General features: G+C 67.3%; 21 protein-coding genes and 2 pseudogenes. 1 reads left to right on the forward strand and 22 read right to left on the reverse strand.

Annotation, left to right across the window (positions count from 1 at the left end):
• Nucleotides 1-11: 11 nt before the first annotated feature.
• Nucleotides 12-431, reverse strand: a complete 420-nt coding sequence (locus ACQ86G_RS01915) for a lysozyme inhibitor LprI family protein (RefSeq protein WP_431259066.1) — start codon at nucleotides 429-431, stop codon at nucleotides 12-14.
• Nucleotides 428-895: a DUF7684 family protein gene (locus tag ACQ86G_RS01920; protein WP_431259067.1), complete on the reverse strand. Its 468-nt coding sequence runs from the start codon at nucleotides 893-895 to the stop codon at nucleotides 428-430. The genes ACQ86G_RS01915 and ACQ86G_RS01920 overlap by 4 nt, the downstream gene beginning before the upstream one ends.
• A gap of 89 nt (nucleotides 896-984) precedes the next feature.
• Between ACQ86G_RS01920 and ACQ86G_RS01925 the strand changes: the two genes are divergently transcribed.
• Nucleotides 985-1428, forward strand: a complete 444-nt coding sequence (locus ACQ86G_RS01925) for an STY0301 family protein (protein WP_431259068.1) — start codon at nucleotides 985-987, stop codon at nucleotides 1426-1428.
• A gap of 19 nt (nucleotides 1429-1447) precedes the next feature.
• Here ACQ86G_RS01925 and nagZ read toward each other — a convergent pair.
• The 20 genes and pseudogenes from nagZ to ACQ86G_RS02025 form a co-directional block, all read right to left on the reverse strand.
• Nucleotides 1448-2532, reverse strand: a pseudogene (nagZ, locus tag ACQ86G_RS01930) (beta-N-acetylhexosaminidase).
• Nucleotides 2533-2552: 20 nt separating this feature from the next.
• Nucleotides 2553-2948 carry a holo-ACP synthase gene (gene acpS / locus ACQ86G_RS01935; protein WP_431259069.1) on the reverse strand — a complete coding sequence of 132 codons (396 nt, stop codon included), beginning with the start codon at nucleotides 2946-2948 and terminating at the stop codon, nucleotides 2553-2555.
• A 92-nt stretch (nucleotides 2949-3040) separates the two neighbouring features.
• Nucleotides 3041-3823, reverse strand: a complete 783-nt coding sequence (locus ACQ86G_RS01940; protein ID WP_431261310.1) for a pyridoxine 5'-phosphate synthase — start codon at nucleotides 3821-3823, stop codon at nucleotides 3041-3043.
• Nucleotides 3820-4404: a DNA repair protein RecO gene (gene recO, locus ACQ86G_RS01945; RefSeq protein ID WP_431259070.1), complete on the reverse strand. Its 585-nt coding sequence runs from the start codon at nucleotides 4402-4404 to the stop codon at nucleotides 3820-3822. Before recO ends, ACQ86G_RS01940 begins: the two co-directional genes overlap by 4 nt.
• Before the next feature lie 64 nt (nucleotides 4405-4468).
• Nucleotides 4469-4597: pseudogene (locus tag ACQ86G_RS01950) on the reverse strand (recombination protein O N-terminal domain-containing protein); the annotation flags it as partial.
• A gap of 5 nt (nucleotides 4598-4602) precedes the next feature.
• Entirely contained in the window at nucleotides 4603-5496 is an 894-nt protein-coding gene (gene era / locus ACQ86G_RS01955; protein ID WP_377161555.1) for a GTPase Era, read from the reverse strand.
• Nucleotides 5497-5776: 280 nt separating this feature from the next.
• Nucleotides 5777-6484, reverse strand: coding sequence for a ribonuclease III (gene rnc / locus ACQ86G_RS01960; protein ID WP_088406278.1), 708 nt, complete (start codon nucleotides 6482-6484; stop codon nucleotides 5777-5779).
• A 17-nt stretch (nucleotides 6485-6501) separates the two neighbouring features.
• The gene (locus ACQ86G_RS01965) at nucleotides 6502-6858 is read right to left on the reverse strand and encodes a DUF4845 domain-containing protein (protein ID WP_431259071.1); all 357 of its coding nucleotides are present in this window, start codon (nucleotides 6856-6858) and stop codon (nucleotides 6502-6504) included.
• Nucleotides 6859-6940: 82 nt separating this feature from the next.
• Nucleotides 6941-7912: a signal peptidase I gene (gene lepB, locus ACQ86G_RS01970; RefSeq protein ID WP_431261311.1), complete on the reverse strand. Its 972-nt coding sequence runs from the start codon at nucleotides 7910-7912 to the stop codon at nucleotides 6941-6943.
• A gap of 17 nt (nucleotides 7913-7929) precedes the next feature.
• Nucleotides 7930-9738: a translation elongation factor 4 gene (gene lepA, locus ACQ86G_RS01975; RefSeq protein ID WP_431259072.1), complete on the reverse strand. Its 1809-nt coding sequence runs from the start codon at nucleotides 9736-9738 to the stop codon at nucleotides 7930-7932.
• A gap of 541 nt (nucleotides 9739-10279) precedes the next feature.
• Nucleotides 10280-11842: a DegQ family serine endoprotease gene (locus ACQ86G_RS01980; protein ID WP_431259073.1), complete on the reverse strand. Its 1563-nt coding sequence runs from the start codon at nucleotides 11840-11842 to the stop codon at nucleotides 10280-10282.
• 70 nt (nucleotides 11843-11912) lie between these two features.
• Nucleotides 11913-12380 carry a hypothetical protein gene (locus ACQ86G_RS01985; RefSeq protein ID WP_431259074.1) on the reverse strand — a complete coding sequence of 156 codons (468 nt, stop codon included), beginning with the start codon at nucleotides 12378-12380 and terminating at the stop codon, nucleotides 11913-11915.
• Nucleotides 12381-12427: 47 nt separating this feature from the next.
• Nucleotides 12428-13675, reverse strand: a complete 1248-nt coding sequence (gene fabF / locus ACQ86G_RS01990; RefSeq protein WP_431259075.1) for a beta-ketoacyl-ACP synthase II — start codon at nucleotides 13673-13675, stop codon at nucleotides 12428-12430.
• Nucleotides 13676-13684: 9 nt separating this feature from the next.
• Entirely contained in the window at nucleotides 13685-13924 is a 240-nt protein-coding gene (acpP, locus tag ACQ86G_RS01995) for an acyl carrier protein (protein ID WP_058936430.1), read from the reverse strand.
• A 195-nt stretch (nucleotides 13925-14119) separates the two neighbouring features.
• On the reverse strand, nucleotides 14120-14857 hold the full coding sequence (gene fabG, locus ACQ86G_RS02000; protein ID WP_431259076.1) for a 3-oxoacyl-ACP reductase FabG: 738 nt from the start codon (nucleotides 14855-14857) through the stop codon (nucleotides 14120-14122).
• 35 nt (nucleotides 14858-14892) lie between these two features.
• Nucleotides 14893-15834, reverse strand: coding sequence for an ACP S-malonyltransferase (gene fabD / locus ACQ86G_RS02005; RefSeq protein WP_431259077.1), 942 nt, complete (start codon nucleotides 15832-15834; stop codon nucleotides 14893-14895).
• Between the two features lie 124 nt (nucleotides 15835-15958).
• Nucleotides 15959-16948, reverse strand: coding sequence for a beta-ketoacyl-ACP synthase III (locus ACQ86G_RS02010; protein ID WP_431259078.1), 990 nt, complete (start codon nucleotides 16946-16948; stop codon nucleotides 15959-15961).
• Nucleotides 16945-18078 (reverse strand): phosphate acyltransferase PlsX, encoded by a 1134-nt coding sequence (gene plsX, locus ACQ86G_RS02015; RefSeq protein WP_431259079.1) that lies wholly within the window; start codon nucleotides 18076-18078, stop codon nucleotides 16945-16947. Before plsX ends, ACQ86G_RS02010 begins: the two co-directional genes overlap by 4 nt.
• Nucleotides 18079-18294: 216 nt before the next feature.
• The gene (gene rpmF, locus ACQ86G_RS02020; RefSeq protein WP_067065736.1) at nucleotides 18295-18480 is read right to left on the reverse strand and encodes a 50S ribosomal protein L32; all 186 of its coding nucleotides are present in this window, start codon (nucleotides 18478-18480) and stop codon (nucleotides 18295-18297) included.
• Between the two features lie 205 nt (nucleotides 18481-18685).
• The gene (locus ACQ86G_RS02025) at nucleotides 18686-19249 is read right to left on the reverse strand and encodes a YceD family protein (protein WP_431259080.1); all 564 of its coding nucleotides are present in this window, start codon (nucleotides 19247-19249) and stop codon (nucleotides 18686-18688) included.
• Nucleotides 19250-19251 lie beyond the last annotated feature (2 nt).

Here is a 19251-nt window from a genome sequence, read left to right on the forward strand (position 1 = left end):
ACCCGTCGCTGTCAGGGCTGCGTCTTGAACGCCTCGAGCTGCTTGATACGCAACTGCGCGTGATCGCGCAGGCAGGCGAGGTACTGCACGTTGCGGATCGATCCGTCGGACCACAGGTCGAGGACCGCCTTGCAGTCGGCCTCTCGGAACTTGACCCACAGGCGCTGTGCGGCGACCAGACTGTCCTTGGGCTTCGCCGGCTTGACGCTGCCGACCTTGACCGGCGTTTCCGCCAGCACGCGGCGATAGACGTCGTTCAACTGCTTCTCGACCTGCTGCTGTTCCTGCTTGGCGCAGTCGTTCATGTCGACCGTGCTCACGGCGTTCGCGCAATCCAGCGCATGCGCGGACGAGGCGGCAAAGATCGCCAGTGCCGCGAAAGCGAGTCGTCGTGCGATGGCAAGGTCGGGGTGGAAATCGTTTCTCTTCATGGAAGCTCCTTGTGATCGGAAGGAAGTACGGATCGATAGACGGCCTGGATACGCTCGGGATCCGGGGCGTGGGCCACATGAACAACGATCAGTTCGTCCAGCGGCTCAGCGGGATGACTGGCGCACCGAATCGCAAAGTCGAAAACCTCGCTCAGCGTCTCATCGTCATGCCAGCTCGTCAGGATGAGAGGACCTTCCGACACCTGCACGAGATCGGTCCTGGCGATGGCGGCCCAGTCGATCGCATCGTCCCAACTGCTCGCGTTCACGCCCCATGCCATTGCGTAGAGGCAGCCTTGAGCAACGAGCCAGTCACTGATGCGATTCTGTTGACTGGTGGTGACAGAAACTTCAGCCACGATCACCGCGCGGAACGGTGCTGTCATCCCGAGCGCGGGCAGCGCCGCGTCGGGATCGGCATGCTGGTAGAGCGGCAACCGGCCATCCATCGCAGAATCACGCATGTGTCGGAATGTTGTGTCGTTGCATCCGGTCCGCGGAGCGATGACCTTCGACAGCGGTCGATCGCCTCGCGCGGCGGTCCAATGGTGACATGTCCCTGCTCAAGCCCGCCGTCGCCCTGTGCCTTGCCTTGACCGGCCATCAGGTCTGGGCATCGCCTCAGCCCTTCAGTTGCCCTGCCGAATGGGCCGCCACCAGGCAGGAGGCCTCGGAGGTGCCGGACGGCTTCGCCGTCGCGCGCGAGGCGCCCCAGGTCAGGCACGCCCTCAGCGGTTTCCAGATCAGCCAAGGAGCCATCGAGGAGCATCAGGGCGCGATCTACGACGACGTGAAGACCCAGCGCGATGCGAAGGGCGGCGCCACCGAAACGCTGGTCTGGAACGTCACCGCGCTCGATCGACCGCTCGCGATCTGCAGCTACGTCGGCACCCGGCTCGTGCTGACACGGCCGCTCGCCGGCCACGTCCAGTGCACGGCCGTCCTGCGCAAGGAGCCCGGCGCGATGATGACCCTCCGTTCCGCCGACTGCCGCTGAACGGCGCGTCGCGCCGTCCTCAAGGCAGGCGCGCCAGCGCCTCCAGGTAACGCGGCGCCAGCATCAGCTCATCCCAGGTCAGCGGCGCCGACTGCGGCACCAGCGCCGCGCGGCGGGCCTCGCTGTCGATCGCGGGCGTCCACGCGCCCTTCGCCTGCGCGTCGGCCAGGCCGTCGAGCAGCTCGTCGATCGCGCGGCCGCCCTGCTCCAGGCTCTGGTTGCACAGCAGCACCAGGTCGCAGCCCGCGCCCAGTGCCGCCAGCGCCGCCTCGGTATAGCCCACCGGCCGGCCTTCGATCACGCGCGCCGCGGCCATGCCGAGGTCGTCGCTGAACACCGCGCCGGCGAAGCCCAGGCGGTCGCGCAGGATGTCCTGCAGCCAGCGCTGGCTGAAGCCCGCCGGCCGGCTGTCCACCTTGCGATAGATCACGTGCGCCGGCATCACCGCCGACAGGCTCAGGCTCAGCCATTCGAAGGGCCTCACGTCCTCCGCCAGGATGGCCTTCAGCGACCGTGTGTCCACCGGCACGCCGACGTGCGAATCGACGCTCACCGCGCCGTGTCCCGGGAAGTGCTTGCCGCAGCTCGCCATGCCCGCGAGCGCCAGACCCTGCATCAGGCTCTGCGCCAGCAGGCTCACCACGCGCGGATCGCTGTGGAAGCTGCGCGATCCGATCACCGCGTTGATCGACTGGCGTCCGTCGTCCTGATGGTCCAGGTCCAGCACCGGCGCGAAACTCATGTCGACGCCGCAGGCCCGCAGTTCCAGCGCCAGCACGAGACCGGTCGCGGTCGCGGCCTGCACCGCGCGCATCGCGTCGTCCATCCACAGCTCGCCGAGCGCGCGCATCGCCGGCAGCGCGGTGAAGCCGTCGGTGCGGAAACGCTGGACGCGGCCGCCTTCCTGGTCCACCGCGATCAGCAGGTCGGGACGGATCGCCTTGGCCTCGGCGCACAGCGAGGTCAGCTGTGCGCGGTGCTCGAAGTGGCGCGCGAACAGGATCATCCCCCCGTCAGCGGATGCGCCAGCCGGCGGCGATCGTCCGCCGTCAACGTCGTGCCGGCGATGTCCAGGATCACGGGCGAATGCAGATGCTCGGTCATTGACTGTCTCTCTTTCAAATTCAAGCTCGGGTCTCGACGACGACGAACGCCGTCGCATAGTCGGTCTCGTCGCTGACGCTGACATGGGCGCTCAGGCCCTTGGCCTCGAACCACTCGGCCAGCGCGCCGTGCAGCTGGATGCCCGGCTTGCCGCTGCGCGCCTTGACGATCTCGCAGTCGCGCCAGGTCATCGGCATCCGCATGCCCATGCCGATCGCCTTCGAGAAGGCCTCCTTGGCCGAGAAGCGCGTCGCCAGGTAGGCGATGCCCCGCGCCTCGACCTTGGCATGCCGCTCGCGGAACACCTCGAGCTCGTGCGGACCCAGCACCTTCTCGGCGAAGCGCTCGCCGCGCCGTTCGAACGTCTTGCGGATGCGCCGGATGTCGCAGACGTCCGTGCCGATGCCGTAGATCATCGCGACCCTTTCTTGCGCGACCTGTGCGCGTCTGGTGCCCGCCGTGTGGGTTCCGTGCGGGCTTTGTGTGGCCGTCTGGTGCGGAAATGCAATCAGACGTACGCGCGCTGGATGCAGCGCTGGTAGTCCCGCACCGCCTCGGTGTAGCCGAGTTCCAGCGCGTCCGCGATCAGCGCGTGGCCGATCGAGACCTCCGACACGCCCGGCACCTCGCGCAGGAAGCGCGTCAGGTTGTCGCGGTTCAGGTCGTGGCCCGCGTTGATGCCCAGGCCTTGCGCCAGCGCGGCGCGTGCCGTGGCCGCGAAGGCCGCGGCCACCTCGGCCTCGCGCGGCGTGCCGAAGGCGCTCGCCCAGGTCTCGGTGTAGAGCTCGATGCGGTCCGCGCCCACGGCGGCGACGTGCGCCATCGCCTCGGGCAGCGGGTCCATGAACAGGCTCACCCGCACGCCCAGCGACTTGCACTCGGCGATCATCGGACGCAGGCGTTCGGCATCCGCCGGCAGGTTCCAGCCGTGGTCGGAGGTGAACTGGTCCTCGCCGTCCGGCACGAAGGTCGCCTGATGGGGCTTGGTCTCGCGGATGAAGTCCATCAGGTTCTGCGTCGGGTTGCCCTCGATGTTGTACTCGGCCTGCGGCCAGGCTTTCATCAAGGCGGCGAGCTCGCGCACGTCCTGCGCGCGGATGTGGCGCGCGTCGGGCCGCGGGTGCACCGTGATGCCCTGCGCGCCGGCCTCCAGGCACAGCTGCGCCGCGCGCGTCACGCTGGGGATGCCCAGGTGCCGGGTGTTGCGCAGCAGCGCCACCTTGTTGACGTTGACCGACAGCGCGCATCGCGCGTCGTGGCGGCCGGATTCGGGAGCGATCAGCGGATTCATGTGAGCAGCTTCTGGACGTCGAGCAGCACTTGCCGCGTCCGCAATGGACGATGCCCCAGATGATAGTGAAGCAATGCGCGCGACAGCGGCTTCAGCGCCGGGCCCGCGAGTTCGCAGGCCTGCTGCAGCGCCGCCTGGCTGCCGTGCAGCAGGGCGGCCTGGAGCTGGACGAAAGCCTGGCCTGTCAGCTGCGGCGCATCGTGTGTCGGCACGATGACGCCGGACTCCGGCGCGAGCATGTACAGCCGCTCCGGATCCAGCGGCGCCTGCGTCGTCGAGAGGACGCTCAGGTCCGGCAGCAGGCCGCAGATCGACAGCATCTTGAGCTCGAAGGCCCGCAGCGCCGCCTGCGCGTCGTCCACCGAGCGCAGTTGCGGCAGCAGGGCCGCGTAGGCATCGAAGAGTTCCGGCTGAGCCTCCTGCCGGGGCAGGAACTTCAGCAGCAGCTCGTTGACGTAGTAGCCGCTGAACAGCGCCGCGCCGCCGGGCAGCGTCTGCCCGCCGACCCACTCCGCGCCGCGCAGCGACTGCACCTCGGCCGCGCCGTCCTCGTTCATCTTCGACGGCTTGGACAGCGTCACCTTGCAGCCGCAGGAACGGCAGCAACACCGATCTCAGCTGCGAATAGGGCCGCTTCGCCCCCTTGGCGATCACCGCAAGCCGACCGTGCTCCCGGCTGAACAAGTCCAGCACGAGGCTGGTCTCGCTCCAGTCGTAGTGGTGCAAAACAAAAGCCGCCTGCGTGGCGGGCGGCTTCGGGGCGCGGGTGGCCATGGGCCTCACTCGTAGCCGTAGCTTCTCAGATGCTCTTCGGAGTCGGCCCAGCCGGACCGCACCTTCACCCAGAGCTCCAGGAACACGCGCGCGTCCCACAGCTTCTCCAGCTCCTGGCGGGTCTCGGAACCGATGCGCTTCAGGCGCTCGCCGCCCTGGCCGATGATCATGCCCTTCTGCGCGTCGCGCTCGACCACGATGGTGGCGGCGATGCGGCGCAGGTTGCCCTCCTCCTCCCAGCGATCGATGATCACCGTGGCTTCGTAGGGCAGCTCGTCGCCGGTCAGGCGGAAGAGCTTCTCGCGGATCATCTCCGCGGCCATGAACTTCTCGCTGCGGTCGGTCAGCGCGTCTTCCTCGTAGAACCATTCCTGGTTCGGCAGGTACGGCTTCAGGATCTGGAACAGGCGCTGCACGTCCGAATCCTTCTTCGCCGACAGCGGCACGAACTCGGTGAAGTTGCGTCGCTCCTGCATGCTCTTGAGCCAGGGCATCATCTCGGCGCGCCGGGTCACCGCGTCCAGCTTGTTGGCGACCAGCACGACCGGCTTGTTCTGCGGCAGCAGCGACAGCACCTTGGCGTCGTCCAGGCCGAAGCGGCCCGCCTCGACGACGAACAGCACCAGGTCCACGTCCGCCAGCACGCCCTGGACCGTGCGGTTCAGGTTGCGGTTCAGCGCGCTGCTGTGCTTGGTCTGGAAGCCGGGCGTGTCGACGAAGACGAACTGCGCCTCGTCGACGGTACGCACCCCGGTGATGCGGTGGCGCGTGGTCTGCGCCTTCTTCGAGGTGATCGAGACCTTCTGGCCGACCAGCGCGTTCAGCAGCGTCGACTTGCCGACGTTGGGCCGACCCACGATCGCGATCAGGCCGCAGCGCAGGTCGCCCTCGTACGGCATCGCGCCGATGCCGCCCTGGACCTCAGGCAGCGCCTCGCCATCGTCGTCCTCGCCCTCGTCGAGCTCATCGTTCTCGACGTCGGCATTGGTGTCGGCGTCGGCGTCGTGGTCCTGCGACGTATCGGCGTCGTGCGGCGTGGCGGGGTCGTGCGGGGTGTTCAGATCGGGGTCCTCGGAAACAGGGGAAGGAGATTCAGAAAGGGAATCGGAAATGGCATCGGACGGGGACGTCGGTTTCGGCGTCCTCGGCGTTCTGGGTGCGTTCATCGCGGGCTCCGCGTCAGTCGCGCAGGCCGGTGCCGGGTCGATCGCCGGCGAGCAGTTCGTCCAGCACCTGCCGGGCCGCCTCCTGCTCCGCAATCCGGCGCGAGCGGCCTTCGCCGCGGCGCGACAGCGTCAGCGAGGCCACTTCGCATTCGACGGTGAACGTCTGCGCGTGGGCCTGGCCCCGCGTCTCGGCGATGCGATAGGACGGCACCGGCAGCTTGCGCGCCTGGAGCCACTCCTGCAACGCCGTCTTCGAATCCTTGGCCCACTGCTCGATGCCGCTCGCGGCGATGGTCTCGCCCAGCAGCCCGCGCACGATCTCACGCGCGGCCTCGTAGCCGCCGTCCAGGAACGCGGCGCCGATCACGGCCTCCAGCGCGTCCGCCAGGATCGACGGCCGCTGGCCGCCGCCGCCGCGGGCCTCGCCCTCGCTCATGCGCAGCGCTTCGGGCATCTGCAGCACCAGCGCCAGGCGGTGCAGGCTGTCCTCGCGCACCAGGTGCGCGCGGATGCGGGTCAGGTCGCCTTCATCCGACCCGGCGAACCGGTCGAACAGCAGCGCCGACACCGTCAGGTTGAGCACCGCGTCGCCCAGGAATTCCAGACGCTCGTTGTGCTGCTGGCCGAAGCTGCGATGCGTCAGCGCGCGCTGCAGCAGCCCAGGCTGCTTGAAGCGGTAGCCGAGGCGTTGCTGGAGGGCGTCGAGCGCTTGCGGTGTCATGGACGGTCGGGCGGTGGTCAGTGCGACTCGCCTTTGTACTTGATCACCAGGAACACCGGGTTGAACAAGGGCACTTCCTTCTCGTAGGCGAAGCTGATCTTCACCTTGTCGTCGACCTTGGTGATGACCAGGTCCTTGGGCTCGATGCTGACGATCGAATATTCGATGTCCTTGGTCCGCTGGAAACTGTCGCGCGCCGAAGCCACCGTGGGCGGGTTGTCCCGGGCGATCTTGTCGACCGCCCTCTGGATCGTGTAGTACTCCATCACCGTCGGCACCACGCGCAGCAGGATCACCGACCCGCCGCCGATGATCACCGCCCAGAACAGCAGTCCCAGCAGGCTGATGCCCCGTTGAATCTTCCGTGCCCTCATCACGCGTCGCTCCGATGGTTGTCTTTGGAACAGAGTAGTCGATGGTTGGCCGGCCGTCGGCCGGCCGGTGTGTCAACCCGTGTTATTGGATGCCGCCGATGCGCTTCAGGCTGCCGAAGTTCATCCAGACCACGAAGGCGCGGCCCACGATGTTCTCATCCGGCACAAAGCCCCAGAAACGCGAGTCCAGCGAATTGTCCCGGTTGTCGCCCATCATGAAGTAGTGGCCGGCCGGCACCTTGCAGGTCACGCCTTCCAGCGTGTACTTGCAGTTCTCGTTGTACGGGAAGTCGTATTGCTTCTGGATGCGCCCCTGCGGCTGCGCGTCCACCAGGATCTGGTGCTCGACCGCGCCCAGCTTCTCCGTGTAGCGGCTGCGGAAACGCATCGAGTTGGGATCCTCGTCGAAGAACTCGCCCTGCGACACCGTCTCCACCAGCTTGCCGTTCACGTACAGCTTCTGGTTGAGGTAGGCGATCTCGTCGCCCGGCAGGCCCACGGCGCGCTTGATGTAGTCCACGCTCGTGTCCCGCGGGAAGCGGAACACGACCACGTCGCCACGCTGCACGTCGTTGTTGCTGATGATCTTCTTGTTGATCACCGGCAGCCGCACGCCGTAGTGGTACTTGTTGACCAGGATCAGGTCGCCGATCAGCAGCGTCGGCACCATCGAGCCGGACGGGATCTTGAACGGCTCGAACATGAACGAACGCAGCAGGAAGACGATCAGGATCACCGGGAAAAGGCCAGCGGTCCAGTCCAGCCACCAGGGCTGGCGCAGGATCTCCTCGCGGGCGCCCTCGACGTCGCCGTCGACGCGCTGGATGCCCTGCGCAGCCAGCGCGGCGCGGCGCTGCGCGTCGGACTCGGTCAGCCGCGCGGCGGCACGTTCACGGGAAGGCTGGAAGTGGAAGCGCTCGGCCAGCCAGTACGCCAGCGTCACCGTGGTCAGGATCAGCAGCAGCAGCGAGAAGTTGCCGCTCCAGTAGCCCCGGTACCAGCCGCCCAGGTAGGCGATCAGGGTCACGTACAGCAACCCGGTCAATGCGCTCATGGCTTTCATGCGGAGACTTATTCTTCGACTTGGAGGATGGCCAGGAAGGCTTCTTGCGGCACCTCCACCGAACCGATTTGCTTCATGCGCTTCTTGCCGGCCTTCTGCTTTTCCAGCAGCTTGCGCTTGCGGCTGATGTCACCGCCGTAGCATTTTGCCAGCACGTTCTTGCGCAGCGCCTTGATGTTCTCGCGCGAGATGATGTTGGCGCCGATGGCCGCCTGGATGGCCACGTCGTACATCTGGCGCGGGATGATCTCGCGCATCTTGGCGGCCACCTGGCGGCCGCGGAACTGCGACTGCGCCCGGTGCACGATCAGCGACAGCGCATCGATGCGGTCGCCGTTGATCAGCATGTCGACCTTGACGACGTCGGAGGCGCGGTATTCCTTGAACTCGTAGTCCATCGAGGCGTAGCCGCGCGAGACCGACTTCAGCTTGTCGAAGAAGTCCAGCACGATCTCCGCCAGCGGGATCTCGTAGGTCAGCATGACCTGACGGCCGTGGTAGGCCATGTTCAACTGCACGCCGCGCTTCTGGTTGGCCAGCGTCATGACCGCGCCGACGTACTCCTGCGGCATGTACAGGTGGACCGTCACGATCGGCTCGCGGATCTCGGCGATCTTGCTCTGCTCCGGCATCTTCGAGGGGTTCTCGACCTCGATCACCTCGCCGTCGCCGAGCTGGACCTCGTAGACCACGCTGGGCGCGGTCGTGATGAGGTCCTGGTCGAATTCGCGCTCCAGGCGCTCCTGCACGATCTCCATGTGCAGCAGGCCGAGGAAGCCGCAACGGAAACCGAAACCCAGCGCCTGGGACACCTCCGGTTCGAAACGCAGCGACGCGTCGTTCAGCTTGAGCTTCTCCAGCGCGTCGCGCAGCTGGTCGTACTCGCTGGCTTCGGTCGGGTACAGGCCGGCGAAGACCTGGGGCTGGATCTCCTTGAAGCCGGGCAGCGCCTCGGTGGCCGGCCCCAGGTTGTTCGGGAGCTTCTTTTCCAGCGTGATGGTGTCGCCCACCTTCGCCGCGGACAGCTCCTTGATGCCGGCGATGATGAAGCCCACCTCGCCCGCGTTGAGCTGGTCGCGCTTCTCCGACTTCGGCGTGAACACGCCCAGGTGTTCGGCCGGGTAGATGGCGTTGGTCGCCATCATGCGGATGCGTTCGTTCTTCTTCAGCGTGCCGTCCACGACGCGGACCAGCATCACGACGCCGACGTAGTTGTCGAACCAGGAGTCGATGATCATCGCGCGCAGCGGCGCCTCGACCGTGCCTTGCGGCGGCGGCATGCGGGCGATGACCGCCTCGAGGATCTCGTCGATGCCCATGCCGGTCTTGGCCGAACACGGGATCGCGTCGGTGGCGTCGATGCCGATGACTTCCTCGATCTCCGTCTTCGCGCCTTCCGGGTTCGCCGACGGCAGGTCCATCTTGTTCAGCACCGGGACGACTTCGACGCCGAGTTCCAGCGCGGTGTAGCAGTTGGCCACCGTCTGCGCCTCGACACCCTGGCTGGCGTCGACCACCAGCAGCGCGCCCTCGCAGGCGGACAGCGATCTGCTCACCTCATACGAGAAGTCCACGTGTCCCGGCGTGTCGATCAGGTTCAGGTTGTAGACCTGCCCGTCCGCGGCCTTGTACTGCAGCGCGGCGGTCTGCGCCTTGATCGTGATGCCGCGCTCGCGCTCGATGTCCATCGAGTCCAGCACCTGCGCTTCCATCTCCCGGTCCGACAGCCCGCCGCAGCGTTGGATGATCCGGTCGGCCAACGTGCTCTTGCCGTGGTCGATGTGGGCAATGATGGAGAAATTGCGGATGTGGTTCATGGACTCGGACGGAGACCGCGCGCTTCGTCCGCCACTTCAACGGTGCTCAAGCGGAGCACGCGGAGACACGCTGGGGACGTCGGTCGGGGCGGTGATGCAGGGCCCTTCGCAGGACCTGAACGGGACATAAAAAAAGGCACGTCTAAACGGTGACGCGCCTTCCAACAAAACGTATGGCAACTGCTTGTTGGGCTTTCATTGTAGCCAAAAGCACCGCCCTGGAAACCGCATGGATGCGAGCTTCTCGCGCGTTGCCCTTCGCCAACAGCGATTTTATGCACAGGTTATCCACAAAACGCGGGGACATCCTGTGGATCGCTGAGCCCATCAAAATGATGCCTTCCGATTCACCGTCGGAACAGCGACAAAGCTGCCCGAACGCGGCTTGATTGTAGCGGAGCGGGGCACCAATACCCCGCCTTGGTCACATCCGTTAGCAAGCACCAACCGACGTTGAGTTGTGCACCGGATCACGCGCCACCGGCCAGATTTTCCGCATTACGGAAAGCCCCATGCCGGCGGTGGGTTGACGGTGCCCGATTCAGCCCTTGCCGGGCTTCAGCACGACGTAGGTCGCGACTTCGCCACGGCGCACCAGCATCTGGAGCGACTTGCCTTTCTCGAGCTTGGCCAGCGCCACCTGGAACTGCTTGACCGTCTTCACCTCGGCGTTGTTGGCCGAGAGGATGACGTCGCCGATCTTCAGCCCGGCACGCGCCGCCGGACCGTCGACGGAATCGATGCGCAGGCCGCCGTCGACCTTGAGTTCCTTGCGCTGCGCATCGGTCAGCTCGCTCACCGTCAGCCCCCACGCCGACGCACCGGTCGCGGCCGGCGTCTCGGCTTCCGGCGTCGCCGCGGCGCGGTCGTCCGGCAGCGCCTCGAGCGTCGCGGTCAGGTCCTTGTAGGCGCCGCGCCGGAACACCTGCAGCGGCACCTTGGTGCCGGGCTTGGTCGCCGCGGCCAGACGACGCAGGTCGACAGCCTTCTCGACGGTCTTGCCATCGAACTTCGTGATCACGTCACCGAGCTGCACGCCGGCCTTCTCGCCGGGGCCGGCCGGCGTGATGCGGCTGATCAGCGCGCCTTGCGGCTTGCCCAGGCCGATCGCCTCGGCGACTTCCTTGCTCACGTCGTCCGGATAGACGCCCAGCATGCCGCGCGTCACGCGACCGCCGGCACGCAGCTGGTCGGCCACGCGCATCGCCTCGTCGATCGGGATCGCGAACGAGATGCCCATGAAGCCGCCCGACTGGCTGTAGATCTGCGAGTTGATGCCGACCACCTCGCCGCGCAGGTTCAGCAGCGGACCGCCGGAGTTGCCTGGGTTGATCGCGACGTCGGTCTGGATCAGCGGCAGCAGGTCGCCGGTGTCGCGCGCCTTGGCGCTGACGATGCCGGCCGTGACCGTGTTGTCGAAGCCGAACGGCGAGCCGATGGCCATCACCCATTCGCCGACCTTGAGCCGGGTCACGTCGCCCATGCGCAGCATCGGCAGGTTGTTCGCGTCAATCTTGAGCACCGCCACGTCCGTGCGACGGTCCAGGCCGACCACCTTGGCCTTGAACTCGCGCTTGTCGGTCAGCGTGACGGTCACCTCGTCGGCATCGTCGACGACATGCGCGTTGGTCATCACGAAGCCGTCGGCGCCGATCACGAAACCGGAACCCAGGCCGCGACGCTGCGGCGCGTCGTCGTCGTCATCGTCGTCGGGGGTCGGCGCAGGGGCCGGCGCCGCGCCGGGAGGCGCACGACGCTGCTGCGGCACGGGGATGCCGAAGCGGCGCAGCAGTTCGCGCATCTGCTCGTCGATCTGGGCGTTGGCGACCTTCACCTTCTCCGAGGTCCGGATGTTGACGACGGCCGGGCCGGCCTGCTCGACCAGGGCGCTGAAGTCCGGCAGTGCGCGCGCCAGGTCCGGCGTGGCAACGGGCACCGGAGCGGTCACCGGGGCGGCAGGAGCAACGGGGACGGCCGTGGCGGCAGGTGTCGCGGGCTTTGTCGCAGCCTGGGCGACGGCTCCTAGCGAAGCGCTCAGCAAGGTGGAACCGGCGAGCGCCAGGGCAAGACGTCGAAGGGAACAGGTGCGGTCGGAATTGAGCATGAACACTCGCAGGTGGCGATGCAAAAACGGAAGGCCCACATCATGCCCGGAATTCAGAAACGACATGGTGTCAGGCTGCAGCGAGAAAGAGGTGGAGCCGGAGCGACGCCCACTGCGATTCGTGCGCGCGTCGCGACAGCGCGATCCAGCGCTCGGGCGGCGCACGACCACGAACACCGTCCGCATCCGTGGCGGCGTTCAGCCGCAGCAGCATCCATTGTTCGAGGTCGATGACGACGCCCGGCGTGACGGCAAGCGGCTCTCCCGCGCGCTGCCACCACCACTGCGCGCCGTCCCATCGCAGCACGGCCCTCGCCGGCGTGCGCACGGGCAGCGCGCCGCCCGCGACAGCGGCGAGCACGATCGCTGCCCCGACGCCGATGCCGTCGGCGACACCCGCCTGGAGCAACGCCGCGACGATCGCCGCCGCGACGCCCCCGAACAGCGCCGCGCGCTGCACGCGCATCCACCGCGTATCGTCCGTCAATGAAAAACGCCGGGCAGTGGCCCGGCGTGATGTCGATCGGACCGGCGTCATGAGTCGCCGTCCGGATCGTGCTTCAGAAGCGTGCTGCGATCAGCAGATCAGATCCGCTTGAAGATCAGCGTGCCGTTCGTGCCGCCGAAGCCGAAGTTGTTCTTCGCGGCGTACTCGATCGGCATCTTCCGCGCCTCGTTGGCGCAGTAGTCCAGGTCGCACTCGGGATCCTGGTTGAAGAGGTTGATCGTCGGCGGGGCGACCTGGTCGTGCAACGACTTGACGGTGAAGACGGACTCGATGCCGCCCGCGCCGCCCAGCAGGTGGCCGGTCATCGACTTCGTCGACGACACCACCAGGCCGTTCTTCGCATGGTCGCCGAAGGCCTTCTTGATCGCGTTGGTCTCGTTCGCATCACCCAGGGGCGTGGACGTGCCGTGCGCGTTCATGTACTGGATCTGGTCCGCATTCAGTCCGGCGTTTCGCAGCGCGTTGCGCATCGAGCGCGTCGGGCCGTCCACGTCGGGCGCGGTCATGTGATACGCGTCGGCGCTCATGCCGAAGCCGACCAGCTCCGCATAGATCTTGGCGCCGCGCTTCTTGGCGTGTTCGTACTCTTCGAGCACCAGCACGCCGGCACCCTCGCCCAGCACGAAACCGTCGCGGTCCTTGTCCCAGGGACGGGACGCGGTCTTGGGGTCGTCGTTGCGGGTGGACAGCGCGCGGGCCGCGGCGAAACCGCCGACGCCCAGCGGGGACACCGTCGATTCCGAACCGCCGGCGACCATGACGTCGGCGTCGCCCGCCTCGATCATGCGACCGGCGGTGCCGATGCTGTGCAGACCCGTGGTGCACGCCGTCACGATGGCCAGGTTCGGGCCCTTGAACCCGCACTTGATCGAGACGTGGCCCGAGATCATGTTGATGATCGAAGCCGGCACGAAGAACGGACTGACGCGGCGCGGGCCGCGGTTGGTCAGTTCCGCGTGGGTCTCCTCGATCATCGGCAGACCGCCGATGCCGGAGCCGACGAGCACGCCGATGCGTTCCGCCAGTTCCGGGTCGAGCGCGTCGCCGGTGGGCAGACCCGCGTCGCGGATCGCCTGCAGCGAGGCCGCCAGCCCGTAATGGATGAACGTATCCATGTGGCGGGCTTCCTTCGCGGGGATGTACTCATCCACCTTGAAGTCCTTGACCTCTCCCGCGAAATGGCAGGCGAGGATCGAGGCATCGAAACGGGTGATGGTGTCGATGCCGGACTTGCCAGCCACGATGTTGGCCCAGCCTTCCTCGACCGTGTTGCCCACGGGCGAGATCAGGCCGAGACCGGTGACGACGACGCGACGACGGCTCATGCTGCTTGCTTACGCCTTCTGGTGCTTGACCGCGTAATCGATGGCCAGTTGCACGGTGGTGATCTTCTCGGCCTCTTCGTCCGGGATCTCGATGCCGAACTCGTCTTCGAGGGCCATCACCAGTTCCACGGTGTCCAGAGAATCAGCGCCCAGATCGGCGACGAAGGCCTTTTCATTGGTCACATCGGCTTCGGGCACGCCGAGCTGCTCGGCGATGATTTTCTTGACACGTGCTTCGATATCGCTCATGACTCCTCCAGGAGGGGGTGGTTTGCTAGAACAACCCGGGATTCTAAGGCCTTAGAGTGGCGCCCCTAGTCGGACCTCCCGAGACACGCCTTCCACGATGGAGACGGCGCGCGCTCGCACTCTATCAGCCCTACACCGGCCGGGTGAATCCGGTGGGTGGACCGTCCACGCCGTGTGCGTGGGACGGGGTCCACCTCAATTCATGTACATGCCGCCGTTGACGTGCAATTCCACGCCCGTGATGTAGCCGGCTTCCGGGGAAGCCAGGAACGCCACGGCATGGGCGATCTCGGCCGGATCGCCCAGGCGGCCGGCCGGGATCTGGGCCAGCAGCGCGGCCTTCTGCGCCTCCGGCAGCACCTCGGTCATGTCGGTGGCGATGAAGCCGGGCGCGACGCAGTTGACGGTGACCGAGCGGCTGCCGAGCTCACGGGCCAGGGCACGCGTCATGCCCGCGACGCCGGCCTTGGCGGCGGCGTAGTTGGCCTGGCCGGCGTTGCCGGATGCGCCCACCACCGAGGTGATGTTGATGATGCGACCGTAGCGCTGCTTCATCATCGGGCGCATGACGGCGCGGCTGGCGCGGAAGACAGCCTTCAGGTTGGTGTCCAGGACGGCGTCCCAGTCCTCGTCCTTCATCCGCATGGACAGCTGGTCCTTGGTGATGCCGGCGTTGTTGACCAGCACCTGGATGCCGCCGTCCTGACCGACGATCGCGTCGATCAGCGCATTGACGGCCGCGCCGTCATTGACGTTCAGCACCGCGCCACGGCCGCCGTGCGGCGCCAGGGTGTCGGTGATGGCCTGGGCGCCGGACTCGCTGGTCGCGGTGCCGATCACGACGAAGCCCTTCTGGGCCAGCGTCAGTGCGATCGCGCGGCCGATGCCACGGCTGGCGCCAGTCACGAGCGCCACTTGCTTGTTGTCGGACATGAAGAACCTCGGGATTCGGGATGAAGGGGCGGTGATCAGGCCAGCAGGGCCCTGGCCTCGGTCAGCGAAGCCGGGTCCAGCACCGTGGCGCTGACCAGATCCGCATCGATGCGCTTGGCCATGCCGGCCAGCACCTTGCCGGGGCCGCACTCGATGACGGTCGTCAGGCCCCGGGCCTTGAGGGCCTGCATGACCTCGACCCAGCGCACCGGACCGAAGGCCTGGCGGAACAGCGCATCGCGCAGCGCCTGGGCGTCGTCGGTCACGGCGACGTCGATGTTGTTGATCACCGGGAAGGCGGCCGGCTGGAACGACACGGCGGCGAGCTTCTCGCGCAGGCGTTCGGCAGCCGGCTTCATCAGGCTGGAATGGAACGGCGCCGACACCGGCAGCGGCAGCGCGCGCTTGGCGCCGGCGGCCTTGAGGGCTTCGTTGGCCTTCTCGACGCCCGCCTTCGAGCCGGCGATCACCGTCTGCTTCGGATCGTTGAAGTTCACGGCCTCGACGACCTCGCCCGACTCGGCGGCGACCTTCTGGCAGACCTCGCGGACCACGGCCGCATCCAGGCCCAGGATGGCCGACATCGCGCCGGTGCCGACCGGCACGGCTTCCTGCATCGCCTGGGCGCGGAAGCGCACCAGCGGGAGCGCGTCGGCCAGGCTCAGCGCACCGGCGGCGACCAGCGCCGTGTACTCGCCCAGCGAATGGCCGGCAGCAGCGGACGGGACCAGGCCCGTCTCCGCGATCCAGGCGCGGTAGTTGGCGATGCCCGCGGTCAGCATCACGGGCTGGGTGTTGGTCGTCAGGTCCAGTTGCTCCTTCGGACCGTTCTTGATCAGCGCGCCGATGTCCTCGCCGAGTGCGGCCGAGGCTTCCGCCAGCGTGCGCACCACTTCCGGGTGATCGCCCCAGGCGTCCAGCATGCCGACCGACTGCGAGCCCTGGCCGGGGAAGACGATTGCGAAGTTCTTGCTCATGGTTCGAGTCCGAGACTATCTATGAGGAGGGAGAAGCGCGCGTGACAGCGGCGCGGCACCTCGAGTGCCGCCGCTGCGCGCGCGGGTCCGGCGGCCAGGATCAGGCACCGGACGGCGTCGGCCATCAGAAGTCCAGCAGCACCGCGCCCCAGGTGAAGCCGCCGCCGACGCCTTCCAGCATCACCGTGTCGCCGCGCTTGATCTTGCCGGCGCGCACCGCGACGTCGAAGGCCAGCGGGATCGACGCGGCGGACGTGTTGCCATGCTCGTCGACGGTGGCGATCAGCTTGTCCAGCGGCATCTTCAGCTTCTTGGCCGTGCCCTGCATGATGCGGATGTTGGCCTGGTGCGGGATCAGCCAGTCGATGTCGGCATCGGTGCGACCGGCCTTGTCGAGGACCGAACGCGCGACCTTCTCCAGGACGCCCACCGCCAGCTTGAACACGGCCTGGCCGTCCATCTTCAGCAGCGGATGGCCGAGGACCTCGCCCCCGGACACGGTGCCCGGCGTGCAGAGGATGTCGGCATGGCGGCCGTCGGCATGGAGTTCGCTGGCGAGGATGCCGGGCTCGTCGCTGGCGCCGACGACCACGGCACCGGCGCCGTCGCCGAACAGCACGCAGGTCGTGCGGTCCTTGAAGTCGAGGATGCGCGAGAACACCTCGGCGCCGACCACCAGCGCCTTGCTCGCGGCGCCGCTCTTGATCATCGAATCGGCGATCGTCAGCGCATACACGAAGCCCGAGCACACGGCCTGCACGTCGAAGGCGGCGCAACCGTGGATGCCCAGCTTCTGCTGCAGCAGGCAGGCGGTCGAGGGGAACACCATGTCCGGCGTGGACGTGGCGACGATGATCAGGTCGATCTCGTCGGCGCGCACGCCGGCGGCCTCGAGCGCCGCCAGCGAGGCCGGCAGGGCCAGGTCGCTGGACGTGACGTGCGGGTCGGCGAAGTGACGGGCGTGGATGCCGGTGCGCTCGACGATCCAGTCATGCGAGGTCTCGATCCCGTCGCGGGCGAGGCGTTCCGCCAGGGCCGAATTGGTGACGCGGTTCGCGGGCAGGTAGCTGCCCGTTCCGAGGATGCGGGCGTGGCGCGTGGAAGCAGTGGTCATGCAGCGTGGGCGGCGGTGGCCGCCGTGTCTCCTGCATCGCCGCCCTCCTCATTGGCAGGCGCGGGGAGCGCCTGCAGCGTCGCGACGATGCGATCGTGAACCCGGTCTAGGAGCCGGTTGCGGGCCGCATCATACGCCCGGTTCAAAGCCTGCTCGAAAGCGAAGGCATCGGCCGAACCGTGGCTCTTGAACACGAGACCTCGCAGGCCCAGCAGCGCCGCGCCGTTGAAGCGGCGATGGTCGACGCGGTCCTTGAAACGCTGCAGCACCGGCATCGCCAGCAGCGCGATCGCCTTGGTCCACCAGTTGCGGGTGAACTCCGCCCGGATGAAGCTGGAGATCATGCTGGCCAGGCCTTCCGCCGTCTTCAACGCGACGTTGCCGACGAATCCGTCGCAGACGACGATGTCCGTGGTGCCCTTGAAGATGTCGTTGCCTTCCACGTTGCCGTGGAAGTTCAGCTGGTCATGCGAGGCGGCCTCGCGCAGCAGTTCGCCGGCGCGCTTGATCGTCTCGTTGCCCTTGATCATCTCTTCGCCGATGTTCAACAGGCCGACGGTCGGGTTCTCCTTGCCGTCCACCGCCGACACGAGCGCGCTGCCCATCACGGCGAACTGCAGCAGATGTTCCGGGCCGCAGTCGACATTGGCGCCCAGGTCCAGCACCGTCGTGAAGCCGCCGATCTGGTTGGGCATCACGGTGGCGATGGCGGGACGGTCGATGCCCTCCAGCGTCTTCAGCAGGTACTTGGCGACCGCCATCAACGCCCCGGTATTGCCCGCCGAGACGCAGGCATGCGCCTGCGCGGGGGTGCCGTCCTTGGCCGGCTTGAGCTGCGAGATCGCCACCCGCATCGACGAATCCTTCTTGCGCCGCAGGGCGATCTCGATCGGATCGTCCATGCTGACGACCTCGCTGGCCGCGACGATGCGCGTGCGAGGCCAGGTTTCAGCAGCCTGGAGCGCGTCGGGCAGGCCGACCAGCACGAGTTCCGCCTGCGGATGCGCGGCGAGGAAGGCCTTGCAAGCCGGGAGGGTGACGGCGGGGCCGTGGTCGCCGCCCATGCAGTCCACCGCCAGGCGGAGTGGCTCGGCGGATGGCGATGAGCGGGTGGCGGGAATTGCGGTCATCGAAACCTGAGAAGAACACCGGTCGAAGGTGCGACTGTAGCGACCCCGCAAGAAGCGTGCGCGACAGGGGAAGCCTTCCGGAAGAAGGGGAAGCCTTCGGAGGGAAGGATCGGAAATGCGAAAGCCCGGCAACGCGTGATGCGGAACCGGGCTCTTCTTGCTCGTGCGACCAGGCGGAGGCTCCTGAGAGCACTCCGGACCGGCTGATCGAATCGATCAGGCGGCGTCAGCCTTGGTCTTCAGCACCTTGCGGCCACGATAGAAGCCGTTGGGGCTGATGTGGTGACGCAGATGCACTTCACCGGTGGTCGGCTCGATCGCGGTGCCCGGGGTGACCAGGGCATTGTGCGAACGGTGCATGCCGCGCTTCGAGGGGGACTTCTTGTTTTGCTGAACGGCCATGGTTAATTCTCCTAAAGGCTTCGGCTGGCTGGTGATTCGAGGTTGCTCGGGCTCTCGAGAGAACTCGAGCTGTACCGCGGATCCGACAAGGATGTTCCGCTACCGACGCCTCGGTCCCGGCGCCGCGTGCCCACCCTGAACCAATTCAGGTGGACGCACTTCGATCCGGGAAAGCCGGAAACTATAGCACAGCACCTGACCGGTGTCACGCCTTGCCGCCGGAGCCCTTCTTCAGCGCCGCCAGCGCCGCGAACGGGTTGGGGCGCTCTTCCGCCGGCAGCTCGTCCTCCTCGACGTTGGCGTGCGGCAGCGGCTCCGGGCACACCTCGTGGCGCGGCACGACGGGCAAGGTCAGCAGGAGTTCGTCCTCGATCAGCTCGCGCAGGTCCAGGTGGCGCGGCAGCGCCAGGACGTCGTCGTCGGAGTCCATGTCCATCTCCGCCGCCATGTCCTCATCCTTGACGAAGCGGAACCAGCGCGACACCGCCAGGTCCTCGCGCACCGGCTGGAGGCAGCGCTGGCAGGTCACCGCGACCTGCGCCTCGGCGGTCAACTCGAGCCACGCCTGCGGCTCGCCGCCCTTGGGTGTACGCAACTCGCCCCGGGTGGACCAGGACACGGGCGGCCACTGGGCCGGATCGGACTCGGGCGCGGCGGCTTCGGCCAGGCGCGTCAGGCTGGTCGCGGGCCACTCGCCCTCCAGCGTGCCGCCCTCCCGGGCAAAGACTCCGACATCGAGCTTCAATGGATCGAACGAACGCGGTTTCATGG

The organism is Roseateles chitinivorans, assembly GCF_050632145.1.
GTDB lineage: Bacteria > Pseudomonadota > Gammaproteobacteria > Burkholderiales > Burkholderiaceae_C > Roseateles > Roseateles chitinivorans_B.